This window comes from Pelagicoccus enzymogenes (assembly GCF_014803405.1).
Taxonomy (GTDB): Bacteria; Verrucomicrobiota; Verrucomicrobiia; order Opitutales; family Opitutaceae; genus Pelagicoccus; species Pelagicoccus enzymogenes.
In genome coordinates this window covers 49,285-69,514 of the sequence record NZ_JACYFG010000007.1, presented here as the reverse complement: position 1 = coordinate 69,514, position 20,230 = coordinate 49,285, and the positions used below count along the sequence as shown (strand labels likewise).

The window sequence follows — 20,230 nt, the reverse complement described above, 5'->3', positions numbered from 1 at the left end:
TAGCCGAGTTCGCTATACGACCTAGAAGCGGCCGTTGACTCCGAAAGTCATGTTGAAGCCATGTACGCGCTTTTCTTGAAGCATCGCGTAGGCTGGCCACATCCCTTCCGCTCCGATGCGCTCGGACTCGTCAGAGATACGTATGTTTTCCGAACCTGTGTCAGTGATGTTCGCGGCGTTGAAGAAGATGCCGTACTTGTCGTTGATTTGGTAGTTCAGGTTAACATCGATACGCTCTTCTGAAGGCGTGAAGGTGTAGTACTGGATCGTTTCGCTGTCGCTGCGGTCTGGGTTTGCGTGCCAGAGACGACCGGAGTTGTTCTTGCGGATCGTTTCCGAACGGTAAGTGCCCTTTACGTTGGCGCTGAACTTTCCAATACGTACCGCGACACCGCTGGCAGCTGAGTCATCTGGAGTTTGAACCAACGAGTCAGTGTCTTCCTGCGTCGTGCTCTTAGTGCCGTAGCTGGCGTACCAGCTGACATTGCGACCCCAGTCACCCAAAATGCTCAGGTCCTGGTTGAAGTCGATTTCGTAGCCAGAGGTCTTTGCGGTGCCCTCGCCATTGACGCGGGTTTCAACCGTCCAGAACTCGATGTCGTCGAAGTCTGGCAAACTGAGTTGCGCGATGAGCTCAGGCGTTACCCCTTCGCTGATGTTCTTGTAGAAGTTCTCAACGTGCTTCTCGTAGTAAGTAAGCGTCAGCTTACCTCCGCGCTCGTTGTAGTACGAGACGGAGAAGTCGTAGTTGTTGGATGTCCATGGCTCGAGGCTTGGGTTACCGATCTTGATCTTGCCGCCCGGATCCTCGACGTTGTCGTGGATTTCTACGCGATTACCATTCAAGGTGTCTTCGAAGTCGGGGCTGGCCGAAGTCTTGGACCAAGCGAAGCGAGCCTTCCACTTGTGGTTGATATCGTAAGCCATGTTCCAGCTGTAGGTTGGAGCTTGGTCGACTTCACCGTCGGTGTAGTAGGTCTTCCACTCGCGAGTCGCTTGGCTAAGCGTATTGCGAACAACGAGCTCGTCCCAAGTCTGACCGGAGGAAGCGAGAGCCGCTTCGATCTCTGGCTCGTTGCCTGCCTGATAGGACTCCCAGAGGTCTGGATTGCGCATGTCGATACGTTGCGTAGAGCCTTCGGAATCCTGATAAGTGATGAATTGCCCCAGCTCGTTCTTAACGAAACCGTAGTTGGTATCGCGATACGGCTCATAGCCTTCGCGCTTCTTCTTACTGTCACGAACACCGGTTACGATGTTGAGCTTTCCCGAGAAGAACTTACCTTCGAGCATGGCGTAGAAAGAGTCATCGGTTTCCCTCAAGCCCTTGATGTTCTTGATACCCTCTTCGTAGTTGTTGGCAGCAATCGTCTTGCCGTTTGCTACGTCCTGGGTGTCGCTCCAGTAGTCGGGATTGTCTTCGAAGAATGTCCATAGCTTGTACGGGTCAACCCATGCAACACCACTGACACCGTAACCCAGATTCTGTCCAGAGTAGGAATCATCGTAGTAAAGCTCCGGATTGAAAGCGTCGGAAGGCCCGATGTAGCGGTACTTGTAGTTAGTACCCTTTCCGGACTTAGATTCGTCGAACACACGGCGATGGAAACCAGTCTTGAAGGCAAGCTGCATCGCGTCGCTCGGGATGAAGTCGAGTTCGCGGCGAATATCGACCTTATAGGATTCGCGGATACTCGTGGTCTTCGCTTCACCGGCAAGGACCGTCAAGTCCGTACCGCCATCACTTTGCTCGTCGGGATCGATTTCGAAATTATTGATGTCGCCCCAATCGTAAGCATTCCCCTGTTTGTCCATAGCGATAATGGTACCCGGGACTCCGTTAGCGATATCGTGAAACTCGATGTATCCAAGATTGCCACCCTTGACCTCGAGGCCAGTGAAGTGTCCGTTGCGGCCGCTGACGAGTTCGCCTTCAGACTTGGAGTGAGAGGCCACTGCACTCACCTCCCAAGGACCTTGGTCGAACTTGTACTTCAGGTAAGAGGAAAGCGTATCGCCATCGCGGTCCAACATAAACCCTTCCTGGGCTAGTTGGCCACCGGTGCCGATCGTGTAGTCGTCGCCCCATGCATCTGGGTTGCGAGCGTCGATTTGGAAGCGACGCGCTCCCTGAACGCTGGAGAAGGTGGAGGTCTGCACGTTGAAGGTGAACGAGTGAGCATCCGTCGGAGCGTAGTCGAACTTAGCGCTGTAGGACTTGCGCTCGGAGGAACGCGGGTCGTCTGTGATAGAAACCTGCTCGAGGTAGGGATTGCGAACGTCGTTCTTCAGCCCAGTGTCTTCGTTCGTTCTGCGGAAGTCGTCCTTCCACTTCAGCTTAAGGTTGTGGTTCTCGTCGAACTGGTTGGAAACCGCCGCGTTCAAAGTGAGGCCGAACTTTTCGTTGACCGGCAAAGCGTAGGAGAAGCTGTAGCTAGGCTTCATCTTCCAAGTTTCGCCCTCGCCCGGACCTGGAGTCTTTCCGAACATGAAGTCGGAGCTGAGATTCTCTGAGTTTACGTTAAAGTAGGCGCTCCAAGAAAGACGTGGCTTTGCGTACTCGAAAGCAGACTTGCTCACGAGGTTGATCTGACCGCCAATCGCGTCGGACGGCATGTCAGGAGTCGGAACCTTTACGAGCTCCACACGAGAAGCGTTGTTGATAGACATCATGTCCAAGCCAACCGCGCGAGTCATGCTACCGGGTGTAGCGCCAGCGATTTCGACGCCATCGATGGTTACGGAAGTCTGATCGGCACCGAAACCACGGATCGAGATGGAAGTCGCGTCAGCGCCGTTTCCATAGGAACCGCCACCGTAGTTCACCTGCACGCCTGGCATGAACTTGACGAACTCACCCACGTTACCTTGAGGAACCGCGCCGAAAGCGTCAGTTGAGACAACGTTCTTTAGGTTGGTGGAGAAACGCTCCTCGTTGGAAGCCAACATGCGAGCATCGAATTCCTTGCTCGCCTCCACTTCGAAAGGAGCGAGCTCGAAAACGTCTTCGTCGTCGATCTCCGAATAGTCGAGGTTCTTAGACCATGGGATCAGGCGAGGATTCAACTCCACGATCTGTCCTTCGGATACCGAGATCTTGTAGATACGAGACTTTGTGCCCGTGTAATCCACGACGATATTCACGTCCCCTTCCGGCACATTGCGGAGATGGTAGAAACCATCATTGTCCGTCAGCGTCTCGATCGCCGTTCCTTCAACCTTAACGCGGGCAGAGCTAAGGAAGGCGCCCGTCTTGACATTCTTTACACGCCCCTCGACCTCGCCGCGCCCGTCTTGGGCAAACAAATCAGCGGGAGCGGCGACGAAAGCCGCCAAGGCGAACAGGCAAAGGAAAATGCGTCCTATCCCTTTCATTGAAAAAGCCTGCCCGTTGGAGGGGCGAGCTTGAGCGCCGGAATCGCGACCAGCGTCGCATTCTCCGGAATAGGCAGTAGCGCGGCTCCTACGTGGGGACGCACAAGAGGCCAATGTTTTTAGTAGAAACATGGAGTTTGTAGGTATTTTAGGGTTATGGAGTTCGAAGAAAAGGCGGAGCGGAATAACGATTAGGGTATTGCTCGCCGCAGGGTGGGTTTTATTTCATTTGAAATAACGAGTGAAATAATTGCATCAGATGAAATTACCTGTCAATATCTAAATTTGGAGCTACAGGGGCTTGCTCCTTCACTAGAACGACAGCTTGAAACAAGATTCACGGGAGGTCTAAGCTCAGTAACTCCCAACGTAAGATCATTCTTTCTTACTGCTATTTAAACACTTACAAAGCCATCAAAGGGAATTAAACATGATCGAATCGCGATTGCATACTTTTTCAACAAAAACGCACTCTTTCATCTTATTTCATAAAAAACCGAGCAAATCAGCAGAGAACCGCCCATTGAAACCGTTCCCGCAAGTGAGACTACCCATCCCCTTTTCCTTGATGGACTGCAACTTAGAGAAGAAAAGAGGGGTAAAGCGCTTCCCAGCTTCCCAACTCGTGTTTGCAAGATGGCTATCCTGAAATAAGAAGAATGTGTTTTTACCGGGCCCACTTTGCCCTGCGACGGCAAACGTAGCCTGTTGAAAGTCGACTTCCAATAGGCCAGCTGAATCAAATCATGGCCTCGCTGGAGCGCTCCAACACGATTTGGAAAGAACCTCCGAGAACATCTCTAGAGGGATGGATAGCCACCTAGGCTACGAGCGATACCTCTACGAACGCTGCAGCCTGCCCGCCTTGATCGCATGGAACAAGACACCTCAATCGTATGCGCGATACGCTTGGCTCAGAACCGCTTCAGAGTGTCCGCTGAACAAGGCGACTCACCCTCCCCCCCCAAAAAAAAGGTTAATCACCAAAGACAGTGGAATAGCTGGCTACGCATTCGGTCCAACTGCGGGAAGCGGCCTTGTGCCGCTATTGGGCAGGATCGATCGTGCCACAAGGGCACTTCCCACTAGAGAATCTCTAGCCCCGCAAAAATGGTGATGAACCCAAAAAAAGGCAGCGGGCTCTCCGCTGCCTTTCTTGTATTCTAAATGGTGATACAAATCAAAAACCCTTCACTGGGAAGCTCAACGTTCTCCATCGCTCGGAAGGCTTCGCCTCTCTTAGGGCGAGAATTGAATCGGGATCCTCACCCGACAGGCAACCGGCTTGCCTTTGCGACGGGCCGGCTCCCACCCCGAGTTAACCACGCAGAGAACAGCTGGAGCCTCGAAAGCCAAATGAGTGGACTTGATAGGTTTGGCATCCCGCACGGTGCCGTTAGGCATCAGGACAAACGAGACGACGACCTCCCCCTTCGTGCGGCTTTGCTGCATCGAATAAGGGTAAAGAGGGGTCGCCATCCGCACCGCCCTGGGCTTTTCGTCAAGCTCCCCCATCTCGTAGACCTTTTCCAACTCGAAATCTGCCTTCAGCGGCAACTTTGTGGGCAAGCTCACCGTCACTGGCTCCCCACCCGCCGTCAGCGGAGCGAAGCGAAGCTTAGCCACCGCCGGTTCAATCACGTCGAACAATTCTTCCGGCAAGGCCTCGTTCTCCGGCCGGACAAACAAGGGTTGCCCTTGCTTTGAAATGATGATTTCCACCCTCTCGGTGCGGCTTCCGTAACGAGCCCTCAACTCGTCGGGATACACCACCGATATCGGCGTCAAAAGCTGCGGCTTCTCGTCCAATTCCCCAGACGGGCGCACCGCCCCACCGAGCCCGGCGTCGATCCCCTTCTCGTCCAGGAAAGCTAAAATACGCTTCGAGCCTAAAGCTTCGGCCGCAGATCGTATGCTCAAGTCACCAAACACCAGCTGGTCCCATTGGGCCCCTCGATCCATCAACATCTTAAGCAACTCCAGTTGGTCGCCTTCCACAACCCGAGCGAGCAGGACAGCGGCATGCCGTCCCGACAGATCCAAAACCCCGCCGTGATCCACCAAGAGCCGCGCGATCTCGAACTCCCTTTCCGAGATCGCAAAAAGCAAAGGAGTCACTCCCTCCGCCAATTCCGCGTTCACGTCGTAGCCGTACCCCAACAAACACTCGATCGACTCGTAGCGACCCGCCTGGATCGCTTGGGCGATCGAACGCGCCAAAGACTTTTCGTCCACCTCGCCGTCTCGCCGGTCAATAAACCAGCAGATAGCATCTACATTCCCCTTGCCCAGCGCGAAATCGAGAGCCTCTACTCCATTGGCGGACTTGGAGCGAGGGTCGATCCCAAAGTCGAAGACCCTTTGCAAGAGCGATGCGTCCGCGTATCCAGCGACTGAATGCAGCGCCGTATAACCATCGACCTTGAAATTGGGATTTATCCCGAAACGATCCAAGATGCTGAATCCAAGTTCTGGATACCCTTCCATTATCTTCGACAAGGCGATCCTTTTCTCGTCTGCCTCTCCGAAGTCAATCTTGGGCTTGAAGGGCATCAAGTAGTTGACGATGTCCTCGTAGTTTTCATTGAGAGCCTCGGACGCAGCCCACGAGCAATGCCAGGTCCCCGTCGCCCCCTTCGGCTTCTCTGGCATCAACGCTTTGACCGTTTCGAAATGCCCGTGAGTAGCGGCTAGCATCACGACGGAATTGAGCGAACCCCAACCATCTTCCAGCGGAGACTTGTACTCCATAAAACGCGCCGCAGTCTCGGCTCTTCCCGTCAACGCGGCATAGCGAACCGGAAGCTGATCGTACTCGTCAGGAACCTTTACGAGCTTCTTCTTGCTCTCCAAAAGAGAACGAACGCGTTCCGCTCGTCCATTCGCTGCAGCGTAGAAAATCTCACTCCGGCCCTTGCTATCGACTTCTAGAGCTTCCTTGCCTGCCGGATCCTCGCCGCTATCGTCGACGATCCAGTCCCAACTGCAAGGCGCTCCCCGCTCAAGCACTTGACCGTCTCTCACGTGCCAAAGCGCCGCAAAGCCATCCTTCATGGCCCCTGGAACAATGAATTTACTGTTGCTGGCAAGGTCGACCCCTTGCTTGCCCAATCTAACAGGCTGCACAAGACGGACGCGGCCCTCGTGAACCCATCCGAGCAACAACCAATCTCCAACCATCTTTTTGCCCAGCGGCGAGACCGGCACCACGATTTCCCAGCTAGCCTGCAATACGTACTCGGGCTCAGCATCCCTTTGCCCATAAGGCTGGGGCACACGCTTCAAGGAATAGTCAACCAACGCCGAAGCAAACTCGCGCGTCAAAGGCAACTCCCCTTCAAACCACCAAGCATTGTGGCGAGTCCCTGCAAACTCGATAGCAGATGCATCGACCTCCTTATCCAACACCGGCAATCCGTCCTCCGTCGCGTTCACCTCGTAGGCTCGCTGATTAACGAAGTGGAATAGCTTGATCGGCATCGCTCCGATAGCCTCGAAAGCGAATAAACATCCCAACAGGGCAAAGAAGGGGACCTTTTTAAAGTAGATACTACAAAACATACCCCGTAAACCTACTGAATATCTAAGCCATAAATACAAGGCTAATCCTCGACCCGCGCACGGACCGCGAGCGGAGAAGCCTCCCTCCATCTCTAGCGATCGGAGGCGAAAGGGAAATGCCCCCTGATCCAAAACGAAAAAAAGGCAGCGGTCGAACCGCTGCCTCTAAAGTATTCACCGAGTCGATACAGTTACTTCGACTTGACCAAGTACTCGGCGATCTGGATCGCATTCAAGGCAGCGCCCTTCCAAAGCTGGTCGCCCACCACCCAGAAAGCGAGGCCGTTGTCCAAGGCGCTGTCGACACGGATGCGCCCAACTCCACAGTTCACCTTGCCAGCGTAGTCGAGCGGCATCGGGTAAACCTTGTTCGCAGGATCGTCCACCACGTCAACTCCCTCGAAGGCAGCGATCGCTTCGCGGGCCGCCTCGACGGAAACCGGGCGCTCGAATTCGGCGTTGATGGAAATTGAGTGAGAGCGCATGACCGGCACCCGCACGCAGGTACAGGAGACCTTCAAGTCCGGCAGAGACATGATCTTACGCCCTTCGTTAAGCATCTTCATCTCCTCCTTGGTGTAGCCATCTTCCAGAAACACGTCCACGTGCGGAAGGGCATTGAAAGCGATTTGGTAAGGATAGACGCTATGCTCGATCGGTTCGCCCTTGGCCCAAGCCTTCAGCTGGTCCTCGAGCTCCTGCATCGCCTCCGCTCCGGTTCCGCTTACCGCCTGGTAAGTGGAGGCCACCATGCGCTTCAGGCCGAAAGCCTTGTGCAAGGGGTAAGCCCCCATCAGCGAAATCGCCGTCGAGCAATTCGGGTTGGCGATGATGCCCTTGTGGGACTTAGCCGCCTCGCCATTGATCTCGGGCACCACCAGCGGCACGTCCGGATCCATGCGGAAGGCCGAGCTGTTGTCGATCGCCACCGCGCCTGCCTTGGCGGCTGCGGGACAAAGGGCCTTGGAAACCGTTCCGCTCGCGCTGAAGAGCACGAAATCCAAGCCTTCGAAACAGGTTTCAGTGGCTTCCTCAATGGTAATGGTTTGCCCAAGCGCCTCGACCTGCTTTCCTGCAGATCGAGCAGAAGCAAACAGCTTCAGTTCCGACAGAGGAAACTTTCTGTCGCCTAGAAGCTTGATGAACTCTTGGCCAACCGCTCCGGTTGCTCCAACGATGCCTACTTTGTAACCCATTTTTATTATGTCCTCGGACTTATTGCAGCCGACCACCCATAAGCTTCGCTCCCTCGAGATCAAGCAAACAGCGCGCCTGCTGCTGGTATCGATCGAGCGACAGACCCTCGAACTCTACGTCGACGGCCAACTGAGGCGCCGTTTCGAGGTCTCCACATCCAAAAATCCGCCCTCCTGCATCGAGAACTCTTTCGGCACGCCGAGCGGCCTGCATCGCATCGCCCAGAAGATCGGTCAAGAAGCGGAGCTGGACGCGGTTTTCAAGGGCCGCGTCGACATCGGGAAAAAGTACTGGGAACTCACCGACAAGGAGCAAGAGCCCAATCTCATCACCACCCGCATCCTTTGGCTGGAAGGGCTCGAGCCGGGGCACAACCAAGGGGGAAACCGCGACTCCTATCGCCGCTACATCTACATCCACGGCACCAACCACGAAGACAAGATCGGCAGTCCAGCCAGCGGAGGCTGCGTGCAGCTACGAAACAGCGAGATGGTCGAGCTTTTCGACGCCGTAGAGCCTGGGGATTTGGTCTACATCGGCTGAAACGTCACCAAAATCGCATCCTGATCAGGCTTTGGCACGTACCTTCCTTTGGAAAGGAACATTTACCCCATGAGCTACCCCACCCCTCTTGGCGTCATCGCCACGCTCGCCGCTCCGCGTGCCCAGCTGGCGATAGCAAGCCTACTGGCCCTCTTGCAAAAGTCTCCCGCTATCGTAAGGTCCGCGAGCAGCCTGTTCACCACCGTCGAGCCCGCCACTCGCATCCTTCAAAAGCTCGGCCTGACCGCAGCAAGCCTCAGCAGCTACCATGCTCTGTCCGGAGCGACCACCGCCGTCTACTCCACCTCTCCAGATCCCCCGTTCGCGTTCGAGACAGGCGAGAGCGTCACCCTCGTATTCGGCGTTTCCAACACCATGGCGGAAGCCCAGTCCTGGAGCGTCTCCGGCAACGTGCCGCCCGGACTGACGATCTCCGGCACCCTGGGAGAGCCCCTTTCCAGCAACGGCGTATTCAACGCTCAGTTCGGGCAGGTCTTCGGAACCCCAACCCAGGTCGGCATTTACACCTTTTTCCTGAAACCATGGAAAGAGCGCAACGCAGGGGGCGAAACGGCAGAGGCCTTCGAAGTGACGATCACCGTCAAATCAACCCCAGCCATTCCCCCGGAGATTCCCAGCGTATCGATAGCGACCGCCCCCGAGCACTTCACCGTGACTTGGACCACCAAGGCCGGACAAAGCTACCAACTGCAGCGTAGCGACAATCCACTGGACCCGGCGAGCTGGACGCCTTTCCCCGTCGACATCCAAACGGACTCCGACCGACAAGTCGCCATCATCCAGAAAACGGACATGCCCACCCCACTCCTGCTCAGAGTGGCCACAGCCCAGAGCCAGAGCAGCCAGTAGAATAGCGAGGCTCTCCCGCCCAAGCGCCCGATTTAAAACTGTATCCTGTATTCGCGAGGGTCACTTGCCTAAATCGCTCCGCCTGCCCTAGCTAAGTCAATTTTGCTCGACCCCTCACCTCCCTCCCGAGACAACTAGCGGCACTTTTCCGAACTGCCGCCTATGATATCCCCCAACGACCGCGAAAGCGCCGAATCCTCGATTTTCCTGCCGGAGATCGTTGGCCGCATTTTCGACGAAGGCGGGTACCTCCAGCGAGAGCTCAAGCTCGAACACCGACCGCAGCAGGAACAGATGGCTCGAGCGGTAGCTGCCGGGATGGAGCTCGACGAGCCGCTCATCTTCGAGGCCGGCACCGGCGTGGGCAAATCCCTCGCCTACCTCGTTCCCGGCATCATCCAAGCCACCGAAAGCCAGCGCCCCTGCGTCGTCTCGTCCCATACCATTTCCCTGCAAGAGCAACTGCAGCGCAAGGACCTCGAAATTTGCCGCACCCTCTTCCAATCCATCCCGCAGCTCGAAAAGTACGCCGCCTTCAAATCGGCCGTGCTTGTGGGCAAAGGCAACTACCTCTGCCCGACCCGACTCGCCAACGCGATTCGCAACAAGACCGAACTTTTCCCCACCGAGGAAATGGAAGAGCTCAGCCGCATCGCAGCTTGGGCGGAATACACCAAGACCGGCCTCCGCCAGGAGCTGAACCCGCTGCCCAACTTCGACGTCTGGGAACAGGTCAACGCCGAAGGCTCCGCCTGCAACCGCAAGAACTGCGACCACAACTCTTGCCACTACCAGCGGGCGCGGGCCGAAATCCGCAAAGCCCAGGTCGTCATCGTCAACCACTCCCTGCTCTTCGCCCTCCTCAACGCGGGCGGCCTCGCCCCCGGAGCCAAAGGGATCCTGCTTCCCGACGACTTTCTCGTCATCGACGAAGCCCACACCACTGCAGAAGTCGCCACCGAACACTTCGGAGCCCGCATCTCAAGCTATGGCGTCGACCGCCAGCTCAAGATGCTCTTCAACCCCAAGCGCAAGTCCGGCATCGTCAGGAAATTCGCCCACCCGAAGCAGCTACAGTGCATCATCGACGCCCAAGAGGCCTGCCAGGAATTCTTCGGCTACCTCATCGCCACTCACCTCGCCAAGCATAAGCTCGTCCGCATCTCCGAGCTCGGTTGGTGCGAACCCACCCTCGTCGGCCCGCTCCGCGCCTGCGTGCAAACCATGGACGGCATCCTATCCAAAATCGAAGACGGCCCCATGCACGACGAGATCAAGGACCAGCGCAGCCGTATCCACAGTTATTATACGGGAATCCGACGCTTCATCGACCTCGCGGAGGACGACCACGTGCATTGGATCGAAAAGAGCGGCCGCACGGGCAACATTTGCACCTTGCGCACTGCTCCCATCGACATCGCCCCTTACTTGCGCGAAGAGCTCTTCAACAAGGAAACCTCCGTCACCCTCACCAGCGCCACCCTATCCATCGCTCGCGACATGCGCCCCTTTCAGCTGAAAATTGGCGCCGAAAGCGAGACCGCTGAAATGGTCGACTCTCCCTTCGACTACGAGAATAACACCCGCATCTACATCGCCACCGACGTCCCCGCTCCATCGCCCCAAGACCAGCGGCTGTCCATCGAGATTCTCATAGACTACATCCGTTATTGCGTATCCAAAGTTTCAGGAGGCACTCTCGTGCTCTTCACCAGCTACTCGGACCTGCGCAAAGTCTCCGACGCGCTTCAGACCGAGTTCCTCGACTCCGGACGCCCCTTCTTCGCCCAAGGACAAGGCATGGGACGCAGCGAGATGACCGCAGCATTCCTGGAAGCAGGAAACGGCGTTCTCTTCGGTACCGACAGCTTCTGGACAGGTGTCGACGTACCCGGGCCTTCGCTCGAACAAGTAATCATCACCCGCCTTCCGTTCGACGTTCCCACCCATCCCATAGCCGAAGCGAAATCCGAACACATCAAGGAACGAGGCGGCAACCCCTTCGCCGAACTCAACCTCCCCGAGGCCTTGGTAAAGTTCCGCCAAGGCGTAGGACGCCTCATCCGCACCCGCAATGACAAGGGGATCATCACCATCCTAGACTCCCGCATCCTGCAAAAAAGCTACGGCCGCCAATTCCTGCAAAGCCTGCCCAAGCCGAAATTCATCCGTATCAACCGCAACGACCGCGATGCCCGCTTCCACGAGATCCACCAGGAACTGCCCGGCCGCCGCAACCCCGGCAGCGAACCGCCCACCAGATCTTAAAACCACCCGCTACACCTGGAGACGAAGGAGAAACAGAGAAGAGAATTTGAACCACTGATAACACCGATAGACACTGATGATCCATCAAGTGAATCCTTTCTATTCCACAACCATCGGTGTGAATCAGTGTCCATCAGTGGTTAACACAAAGCGGTGCAGGATCTTCTCCCTTTCTCCGTGCCCTACGTGGTAAAAACCAAAACCTTCAATCATGAAAACCGAACGCTTTCAAAACCTCGTATCCAAAAATCCGAACAACGAACTGTTCCGCTTCTCCCTCGCCCAGGCCCTTATCGAGGAAGAACGCCACGAAGAGGCAATCGAGCAGCTCGACTTCTGCATCCAGAAAAAGGAAGACTGGATGATGGCCGAGATCCTCAAGGGAAAATCCCTGCTCGCCCTCTCTCGTCCTGCAGACGCCAAACCCACGCTCGAGCGAGCGCTCCACCTCGCCGTGGAACAACACCACGAAGCTCCTGAGGCGGAAATCCGCAAGCTCCTCGAAACCCTGTAGGAGCGACCTTGGTCGCGATCCCCTCCTTCCCTCGGCCGCAAAAAAGCACAAACAATCAAGCGGCCCTAGGGAGCATTGCGCTAAGATCGCCTCGACATGCATCACTTAGTCGCAATCCAAGGAACGCTCGATCGTATCGAATCGCTCACTACGGAGCCTATATCCGTCGAACAGTTGGCCAAAGAAGCCGGCATGTCTTACTGGCACTTTCAACGCACCTTCACCGCGATGGTAGGCGAACCCGTTGGCCGATACATCAGGCGACGCCGCATCGCCCAAGCTGCCATGCGACTGGTCGACTATGAAGGAACCCTCCTGGAGCTCGCCCTGGACTACCAATTCGAGTCGCACGAAGCATTTACACGCTCCTTCAAAAGCGAACTTTCCGTCACGCCAAGCGAGTGGAGAGAAGGACGCGGAAGCATCCTCTACCCACGCCACCGAGAGCGTCTGACTCAAGCAAGCCTCAAGCAACGCTACAAGAACATGAACCTGCTCCCAGAAATCGTCCAACGCCCCGATTCCCGCTTCAACGGCTTACAGGCTCGCTACCTCTCAGCCACCTCGGATGAAGCTAACAACATGCGAGTGATTCCCGAGCTCTGGAAAAAGTTCTTCGAGCGAGCGCCCCAGCTTCCGCCCCAAACGGACGGCGTGTACTATGGACTGTCCAACACCCCTGAAGCCCTCGGCCTCGAGCGCCGTCACCCCGACGAAGCGATCTACCTTGCAGCCGCGGAAACAGACCCCAGCTTCCCTATCCCCGCCGGAATGACGCGCTGGCAATCCACCGGCGGCCTCTTCGCCAAGTTCGAGCACCACGGGCCAGTGGATACACTCGGCGAAACGATCGCTTACATTTACGGAAAATGGTTTCCAAATTCTGGATACGAAGAGCGGGAAGGTCCCGACTTCAATCGCTTCGACCACCGCTTTTCACCCGTAAGCGAGACCAGCGTACTTGAAATTTTCGTTCCAATCTCGTCACCCACCGGAGCGACGGATTCCGTAGCCTAACTAAACAGTTTCCGAGGCTTGTAGAGCGGCTGCGCCCCCCTTTTGGAGGCGACGAACGAACTGAGCTTCAGGGCCCTAACCAAGCACTCCTCCAAGCCGCGCTTTTCCAGCAAGCCCATGGTCAAGGCAGCCGTGAACGCATCCCCGGCTCCTATGGTGTCAGCCACTGAAATGTCATCGGGAGGCAAGGAGAAGAAGCGTCCTCTGCGCCAGAGCATCGCGCCCTTGCTTCCCAAGGTGACGCAAATCAAGTCCACGCCCGTCTTCTGGTTCAATGCCTTGATGCAATCCAAAAACTCTCCTTCATCGCCGCCGACCAAGCGCCTCAGCTCCTCGTCGTTGACTTTGATGACGTCTGAGCGCTTCAGGAGCGAGAGGGCCAAGTCCAAGTCGTCGTGCGGCGCCCGTAGGTTGACGTCGCAAACCTTGAGAGCCTCCGTTCGCTCCAACAAGCCCAGCAGCAAGGAACGGTTCGACTCCGTACGAGCGGCTAGGCTTCCGAAAACGAAGGCGTCCGCGCTCGCGAGGATTGGACTGTCCTCCTCCTCCAAGGCGATCTCATCCCACGCTACCTTCTCAAGTATCTCGTAGGTGGCGTCCCCAGACTTATCCAAGCTCGCTACCGACGCCCCGGTCGGCCAGCGAGGGTGACGCTTCAAAAGATCGGTCTGCACTCCAGAGGCTTCGAAGCGTCGCACCACTTCGTCCCCTAAGAAATCCTTTCCGACCGCGCTGGCGAGGTAACTCGTAGCTCCTAAGCGAGAAGCGTGATAAGCGACGTTTAACGGCGCGCCTCCTAAAAACAGTCCGCTAGGCAAGCAATCCCAAAGGACCTCGCCAAAAGCCACGACTTTCTTCGTATTTGATTCCGTCATACAATTTTCAGCATTTGGCAGACTTTGACGAACTCCGAGCAGGACCAAGCCTGGTAGGTCTTGCCCATCGGTCGTCCTGTTTCCCCGTGCGACCACTCATTGAACTCCCATGCATCGGCTATCCCCGCTTCATTTGCCTTGGCAAGCTTGAGCAGCTCGGCAACAGCGAGATCCCGGAAACCGAGCTTGTGGATAAACTGTACCCACATTGCCCCTACAAAAGGCCAAATACCGCCGTTGTGGTAGTGGTTCGGCAAATTCAGCAAGTTAACCGTGTAATAGGGCTTCCAGTCAGGATCGCCAGCCTGAACCACCGGATAGAGGTTTCGCACCGGGTACGGATCGTTGACGCCTACTCCCCACATAAACCGAAACGCCTTTTGCGCTTGGTCGGTGCTCAACACGTCGAAAAGGAACGCCATCACGTTAGCATAGACGTCACAGCGCCAATCGAATGAAAAGGGCGTGGTCTGAGCCAGCAGGTAGTGGGTGTCCCCCATGGTAAGCTGCTGGTCCGCGAAGCTGTATTCTCCATCCTTGTGACCATTGGTGCTCGGCCAAAACTTCTTGAGGATCGTACGCTTGATGTGGCTGGCCCAGCGGAGGTAGTCCCCCGCCATTGCCCACTTCCCGAGCATCTCCATCAACCGACCGTAACAGATATTCGCCCGATACCAGAGCACCTCGTCATAAAGCGGATTGTAGCTACGCCCGAAAAGGTCCGTCCAGTCTCCGGCCTCTGGCACTTCGATCAGACCGTCGTTGTTCGAGTCCTGGGCGCTGAGCCAGTCCATCGCCCGTTGCAGGTTCTTGGCATTGTCCCGCAAGAAATCGAGGTCGCCCGTGGCGCGAACAAATTCGAATACCGCGATGATCAGCCATATTCCGCTGTCGATGGAGCAGATCCCACCTACTCCGGAATAGTCCGGGTCTCCTGTATCTATGGATACGTTGCTAGGAACCTGCCCCGTCAAAGAAAGGTGATCGAGCAGCGTCTTGAGCGTGTTGCGCTGGCACTCCCTCATCTCCGCGTCGCCGATCTTTAACGAGCCGATTACGGTAATCGATCCGTCTCGCCCCCACACGCTGCGATAGTTTTCGTCCGTGCCCTCCGTGACGTTGTCTTCCAGCGAACACGCCGAAAAGCCCATGGGGGTAATGTTGCGACGCAAGCCTTCCACTGCCTTCTTGTAGGCGAGTTTAAGATACTCGCGATCCGCGTCGCTGATATCCGCAACTTTTTCCTCGCTGATCAATCGCAAGGTGTCCTTGTGCAAGGAAGGGTCTCGCGGCAAGTCGCAGGTATCTTGCTGCGGTTCGCATACGGAGTCGATTGCTCCAAAGTGTATCAAACCTTCCAATACACCATCCGCGCAGACACCGTCAGCTCGGTAGACATCCAATCCCACGGTCCGTTCGTGCAACTCCGGTTGGGCGTTGCCTACCACGATACCGCGAATCGACTTCTTTCGGAACATGGCACTGTCGTTGCCCGTGTCCCCAGCCACCACGACCTCGCTCGGCTTGATATTGAGCCGTTTTATCAGCCACGTCAGGGCATTGCCCTTGTTCGCGTACTTCGGGACGACATCGAGATCTCGGTTGGAGGAATAGATTATATTTACGTCTAGACCTGACTTTTCGAGGGCTTCTTCGATCTCGTGGAGCCTATCCTCAGAAGCGTCACGCAAGAACCAACTGCTCTTGTACGGACCCTGAAAATGCTTCGGCTGGACACTCACTTCGGAAAAGCTGCCTACCGCAGCTGCTGCCGTGTCCCGGTTCCATCCCTCCTCCAAGATTTCCGTGAAGTCCTTTATCTTCTCTTGCTTGCGGTAGTCGTAGATCAAAGTCCCTACGCCGCAAATGAGGTAATCCGGCTCCATCAGGTCCCCGTTCTCGATCAGTTCGAGCATGTCGTCGAGCAGGCGGCCCGTGTTGTAGCACAGTAGAGGTCTACGGCTTTCAGGGCAAGCCACCCAAGAAGCGTTGAACCGCTCTAGGGCGTCCGGCTTGCCAATCAAAGTCCCATCAATATCCGTGGAAAATAACTTTACCATGTTTTCTGGTGAAGAGGATTCTAGGCGACGGGCATCAACTTTCCCGGGCTGCTGGGATTACCATGAAACCCTTCGACCGCAGCGATCAGCTGCTGAGCAATCCCTGACCAAGTGAACAGGCTTCTCGCCTTGTGCGATCCATTCTCGGAGAGGCGTTCGCTAATCTTAGGATGCTCGAGAATTTTGCACATGGTAATACCGTAATCCAGAGCATCGAACGAGTCCGCGTAGAGCGCGTCTTTACCGTATTCCAAAGTTCGATACAGGCCGCCGTTGGTTGTCACGACGGTTGGAGCGCCGCTCGCCATCGCCTCCACAGCCGTCATGCCAAACGGTTCGTAGCGGCTCGGCAAACAGAACAAGTCGCTCGCGCGGTAAAAGTCAGGCATCAGCTCGTCATCCAAAGACTGCGTGATCGTTACCCGATCCTCCAATCCTAGCTTATGGATCTGCTTGACGATATCGCTCAACATTGGGTCCTCCGCTTGGCTTTCGGATTCGGACCCCAAGGGCATGAACAGACGCACGTCGTCAAAGCGCTTGGCGACGACAGCAAAAGCGTCCACCAGCAAGTCGAAACCCTTGTTTCGGCTCAAGCGACCTATACTCGTAATGACACGTCCTTCAAAGCCGAACTTCTCGCGCAGCGACTCCCGAGTGGCATCGCTAACTGGGTAGAATCGCGTGTCGTCATAACCTGGCGGAATCATGACGACCCTGTCCTTCGCGAGACCGTAGTCTTCAAAGAACATGTCCATCTGTATTGGAGAAGTGGCGACAACGATCGAACACTCGTCGTATATTTTTTGTTCGTTCTCAATACGGGTCGAGAAATTGTAGACCTCGTCGAAACCGTCTTTGTCTTCGGGAAAGTCGGTTTCCATCTTTTGTCGCTTCCAAGTACCGACCGAGTGCGGCGTGTGCACGTGAGGACAGGCGAGGTGCTCCGAAAGGATCTCGCCGGCTAGGCCCGCGTCCCAGTAGTGCGAGTTGATAAACTCGTAGGACAAGCCCTCCGCGCTGATCTTCGCCAGGGCATTGCGGGACCACTCCGGGATCCACTTATGCAGAAACTCTTTCGCGATGAAATCGTCGCCACCACAAGGAACCCGCAAGATGCGAACCCCTTCGTCGACCTTCTCCTCCGCGACCTGCCCTTCGAACTGGCGCGTCCAAATGTCGACCTGGTAGCCGAGCTGCGCAAGCTTGCGAGAGAGCTCGATAACAAACACCACTTGCCCTCCCGTGTCCGGCATTCCGAGCGGCGGCTCGGCAGCCACGTAACCGTGGGTTGAGACCATCGCGATGCGCTTGTCAGCGTTCGCAGCCTGCTTCTCAAGTTCAAATTTCTCTACAAACGACTCTGGCGTTACTTTCATCTTCCTTCTTTCTAGTTAGCATTCTCCCCGAATCGCTTCGGGCAGCTTACAATACCAAATATTGCACTTTGCATTACAGCGTTCCTTGCACGGGACGTTTTGCCCCATAACAACCTCCGCTGCCCCACCTTTTGCTAATACCATGCCAACAGCGCTCGCGCCCTATTGAGCTGGCCTCCGGCAAAAAGCTCGGCCCAATCATTTCAGCGCTATCGGAAACGAAAAAGGACGCCCCAAAAAGCAGGGCATCCCAGATAGGTCTCATGCCTTCGCAAGCCCGCAGCTCCGCGAGGTCGGCTAGGCTCTAGAACGCCCCGCCTAGGCAGGAGAAGTCGCGCTCTTCCTCTCGTCAATTCCTTCAAGATTCGCTTGGGCGTGCTCCGGTTCGGTTGCTTTCTCCTCGCTCTTTTCCTCGCCTTCAAGCTTCGCCGCATCGGCCGGCCTCAACAGGCACTTCTGGAAAAACTGGTTGTTGGGAACCTTGTAGGTGTCCCCGCTCCCTTTGCGTACCGTGGTGAAGAGGAAGTTTATGTCGACGACGCGGCCCATCACTTCCTCGCCCACGATTGCCACGTAGTCGCCCATCTTGAAGGGCTGGACCAGCAGGATCAAGAAGGTGGCCGAGATGTTGCTCAGAACGCTCCAGACCGCGACGAAGCCGATCGCGACCAGTCCTATCGTCGTGGATACAAGCGTCCAGAAGCTGCCGATCGGGATGCCGTACGCCGTCAAGCAAAGCAGCAGCGCGATCAAGACCACGGCGTACCGCGCGATCAGCTTCAAGGGAAGCAACAGGGTTTGCGAAACCCTCGACTTAGATTCCAAAGCCCTGAAGGACCGGGAAACGACCAGCCAAAAGGCCAAGGCTCCCACGATAATCAAGATCGAGGCGAGCGCATCCCCCAAGAAACGTCCCCATTCAAATTCTGTCCAATAACTCATACTTGAAAGCAGCCATTAAAGAGCTGCGCTCTGTTCGGTGGTTGGTTATAGTCTCCTCTCGTCCCTTTCAGTAGGAAGACAGGTCGATCTTCTGCTGGTCGCCCAAGGTTAGTCGCCCTTCGCTCAAATCCGCGCTGGGGCTCTCCATGAGATGGTAGGAGCTGCACTGGGTACAAAAGCTTTTCGTCGCAAAGTCTACCGTGAGGGCCACGTCCTTTTGCCTGGTGGAAATCAGCCGTACGCCGCCTCGCTCCGAGGGCTTCGTATCCACCGCGAGGTAGGCTACGGAGTAGTCGCTCACGTCCAAGATCAAGTCCCTCGCCTGTCCAAGCACGTTTTCGCCATTCCTGACTTGGTACCCCAGCAATTCCTTCAACGATCGCAGGTTCGGCTCCACCTCATGCGGGATTTTCTCGTGAACCAAGGGATCATCCGCTGGATAGGCAGGATCCATTCCCAGGGCCCCATCGATCGGCCCTGACAACCAATACGGAGCGAGTTGATAGTGGTTCAAGGCGGCCAGCTCCACAGCTCTCGAAAATGGCACTTCATCCTCGAACGCGGGAGCAGACTCCAAGGCTTGCTTGGAAATGGTTAGAGTAATCGCCTCTGGGTTGTTCGCCAGCTCCACCCGGTCGATGCTTTCCGGCGAGACGAGACTCCGTTTCTTGAATACGAAGCCTCCGTCCACCGCTACCAGATGCCGCAGCTTCCAATGCCCGTCCTCGAAGTAAAGATCTTCGCAAGTACCGCACTCCTCCCCGCTACAGAGAAGAGGCAAGCCCCTCAGGTAATCCATGCTATACAACATGCGTTCCCCCTCTTCCTCTCCGATCCACTCCTCAGGAGGAGGTAATCTTCATCTTTAGCTCCTGCAGTGACTCCGTAAAGGCGTTCCACTTTTTCTGAGACTCCAGGCGAACTTCGGACCACGTTTCAGCGGTCGCATTCTTCGTCTTCTCGATCTGCAACCTCAACTCCGCTTGCTTTTCCTTAAGGGCTTCGAGCGAAGCCTCCGCTTCCTTCCTGCTGGCATCGGACAGATGCTCGAGCTTTTCGCTCAGCTCGACTACCTTCTGGTCCAACGCGATTGACTGCTTCGCCAAGAAGTCCACTGCCTGTTCTTTCTTTTCAACTGAGTATTCAGAAAACTCCGACCAACTTGCTTCGCCGGCTTCGACAGCCTTTTCCGCCGTCTCGCGGGCCGCGTCGGCAGTTTCCTTAAATTTTTGCTTCGTCTGATCTGCTACCTTCATTTCCTCTTCTCCTGTTTCCTTGTTCTCGTTGCACGCGGACAGCACTAGCGAACAGGCCACTGCCGCCGCGAGGTAAGCGCGACGCTTACCGCTCCTCGTTTTGCTTCGCTTCATAAAAATGTATCGTTGCCGCTTTCAAACGCGCCCGTCGGATCCGCCTCGTCCAAGCAAGATGGATACGATCCAAGCGGACGCGAAAAACATGCATAGGGCTTGCGCCACCGGAGCAGCGGTCTCCGCCACTCCGCCGAAGCCAAACACGGCTGCGATTATCGCTAATATTAAAAATACAATAGAATGCCTCAACATGCTGAACTCGCCTAACTAACTCAAATGCAGAGGAATCAGCCTTCCGCTGCTTTCCATAAAGGGT

15 protein-coding genes are annotated in these 20,230 nt (G+C 55.9%); 5 read left to right on the top strand and 10 right to left on the bottom strand.

The window, feature by feature from the left end; genetic code table 11:
• Positions 1-21: 21 nt before the first annotated feature.
• The 3 genes from IEN85_RS06340 to IEN85_RS06330 form a co-directional block, all read right to left on the bottom strand.
• Positions 22-3,375 carry a TonB-dependent receptor domain-containing protein gene (locus tag IEN85_RS06340; RefSeq protein ID WP_191616244.1) on the bottom strand — a complete coding sequence of 1,118 codons (3,354 nt, stop codon included), beginning with the start codon at positions 3,373-3,375 and terminating at the stop codon, positions 22-24.
• Positions 3,376-4,614: 1,239 nt separating this feature from the next.
• The gene (locus IEN85_RS06335; RefSeq protein WP_191616243.1) at positions 4,615-6,855 is read right to left on the bottom strand and encodes a TonB family protein; all 2,241 of its coding nucleotides are present in this window, start codon (positions 6,853-6,855) and stop codon (positions 4,615-4,617) included.
• A 272-nt stretch (positions 6,856-7,127) separates the two neighbouring features.
• Complete coding sequence (locus tag IEN85_RS06330) at positions 7,128-8,132, bottom strand: aspartate-semialdehyde dehydrogenase (protein ID WP_191616242.1); 1,005 nt, start codon at positions 8,130-8,132, stop codon at positions 7,128-7,130.
• A gap of 7 nt (positions 8,133-8,139) precedes the next feature.
• Between IEN85_RS06330 and IEN85_RS06325 the strand changes: the two genes are divergently transcribed.
• From IEN85_RS06325 to IEN85_RS06305, 5 genes are all read left to right on the top strand, one after another.
• The gene (locus IEN85_RS06325) at positions 8,140-8,676 is read left to right on the top strand and encodes a L,D-transpeptidase (RefSeq protein ID WP_191616241.1); all 537 of its coding nucleotides are present in this window, start codon (positions 8,140-8,142) and stop codon (positions 8,674-8,676) included.
• A 69-nt stretch (positions 8,677-8,745) separates the two neighbouring features.
• Positions 8,746-9,546: a hypothetical protein gene (locus IEN85_RS06320; protein ID WP_191616240.1), complete on the top strand. Its 801-nt coding sequence runs from the start codon at positions 8,746-8,748 to the stop codon at positions 9,544-9,546.
• Between the two features lie 162 nt (positions 9,547-9,708).
• Complete coding sequence (locus tag IEN85_RS06315; RefSeq protein WP_191616239.1) at positions 9,709-11,814, top strand: ATP-dependent DNA helicase; 2,106 nt, start codon at positions 9,709-9,711, stop codon at positions 11,812-11,814.
• A gap of 211 nt (positions 11,815-12,025) precedes the next feature.
• Positions 12,026-12,328: a tetratricopeptide repeat protein gene (locus IEN85_RS06310; protein ID WP_191616238.1), complete on the top strand. Its 303-nt coding sequence runs from the start codon at positions 12,026-12,028 to the stop codon at positions 12,326-12,328.
• Between the two features lie 96 nt (positions 12,329-12,424).
• Positions 12,425-13,345: an AraC family transcriptional regulator gene (locus IEN85_RS06305; protein ID WP_191616237.1), complete on the top strand. Its 921-nt coding sequence runs from the start codon at positions 12,425-12,427 to the stop codon at positions 13,343-13,345.
• On the opposite strand, the gene IEN85_RS06300 is transcribed toward IEN85_RS06305, so the two are convergent.
• From IEN85_RS06300 to IEN85_RS24875, 7 genes are all read right to left on the bottom strand, one after another.
• Positions 13,342-14,220, bottom strand: coding sequence for a carbohydrate kinase family protein (locus IEN85_RS06300; protein WP_191616236.1), 879 nt, complete (start codon positions 14,218-14,220; stop codon positions 13,342-13,344). The two genes, IEN85_RS06305 and IEN85_RS06300, sit on opposite strands and share 4 nt — an antisense overlap.
• Complete coding sequence (locus tag IEN85_RS06295; protein WP_191616235.1) at positions 14,217-16,280, bottom strand: HAD-IIB family hydrolase; 2,064 nt, start codon at positions 16,278-16,280, stop codon at positions 14,217-14,219. The genes IEN85_RS06300 and IEN85_RS06295 overlap by 4 nt, the downstream gene beginning before the upstream one ends.
• 20 nt (positions 16,281-16,300) lie before the next feature.
• Positions 16,301-17,659: a glycosyltransferase gene (locus tag IEN85_RS06290; protein WP_191616234.1), complete on the bottom strand. Its 1,359-nt coding sequence runs from the start codon at positions 17,657-17,659 to the stop codon at positions 16,301-16,303.
• Between the two features lie 318 nt (positions 17,660-17,977).
• Positions 17,978-18,601: a mechanosensitive ion channel family protein gene (locus IEN85_RS06285; RefSeq protein ID WP_191616233.1), complete on the bottom strand. Its 624-nt coding sequence runs from the start codon at positions 18,599-18,601 to the stop codon at positions 17,978-17,980.
• Between the two features lie 67 nt (positions 18,602-18,668).
• On the bottom strand, positions 18,669-19,400 hold the full coding sequence (locus IEN85_RS06280; RefSeq protein ID WP_191616232.1) for a hypothetical protein: 732 nt from the start codon (positions 19,398-19,400) through the stop codon (positions 18,669-18,671).
• Between the two features lie 43 nt (positions 19,401-19,443).
• Positions 19,444-19,971, bottom strand: a complete 528-nt coding sequence (locus IEN85_RS06275) for a hypothetical protein (RefSeq protein WP_191616231.1) — start codon at positions 19,969-19,971, stop codon at positions 19,444-19,446.
• Positions 19,972-19,992: 21 nt separating this feature from the next.
• Entirely contained in the window at positions 19,993-20,166 is a 174-nt protein-coding gene (locus tag IEN85_RS24875; RefSeq protein WP_191616230.1) for a DUF1328 family protein, read from the bottom strand.
• Positions 20,167-20,230: the final 64 nt, after the last annotated feature.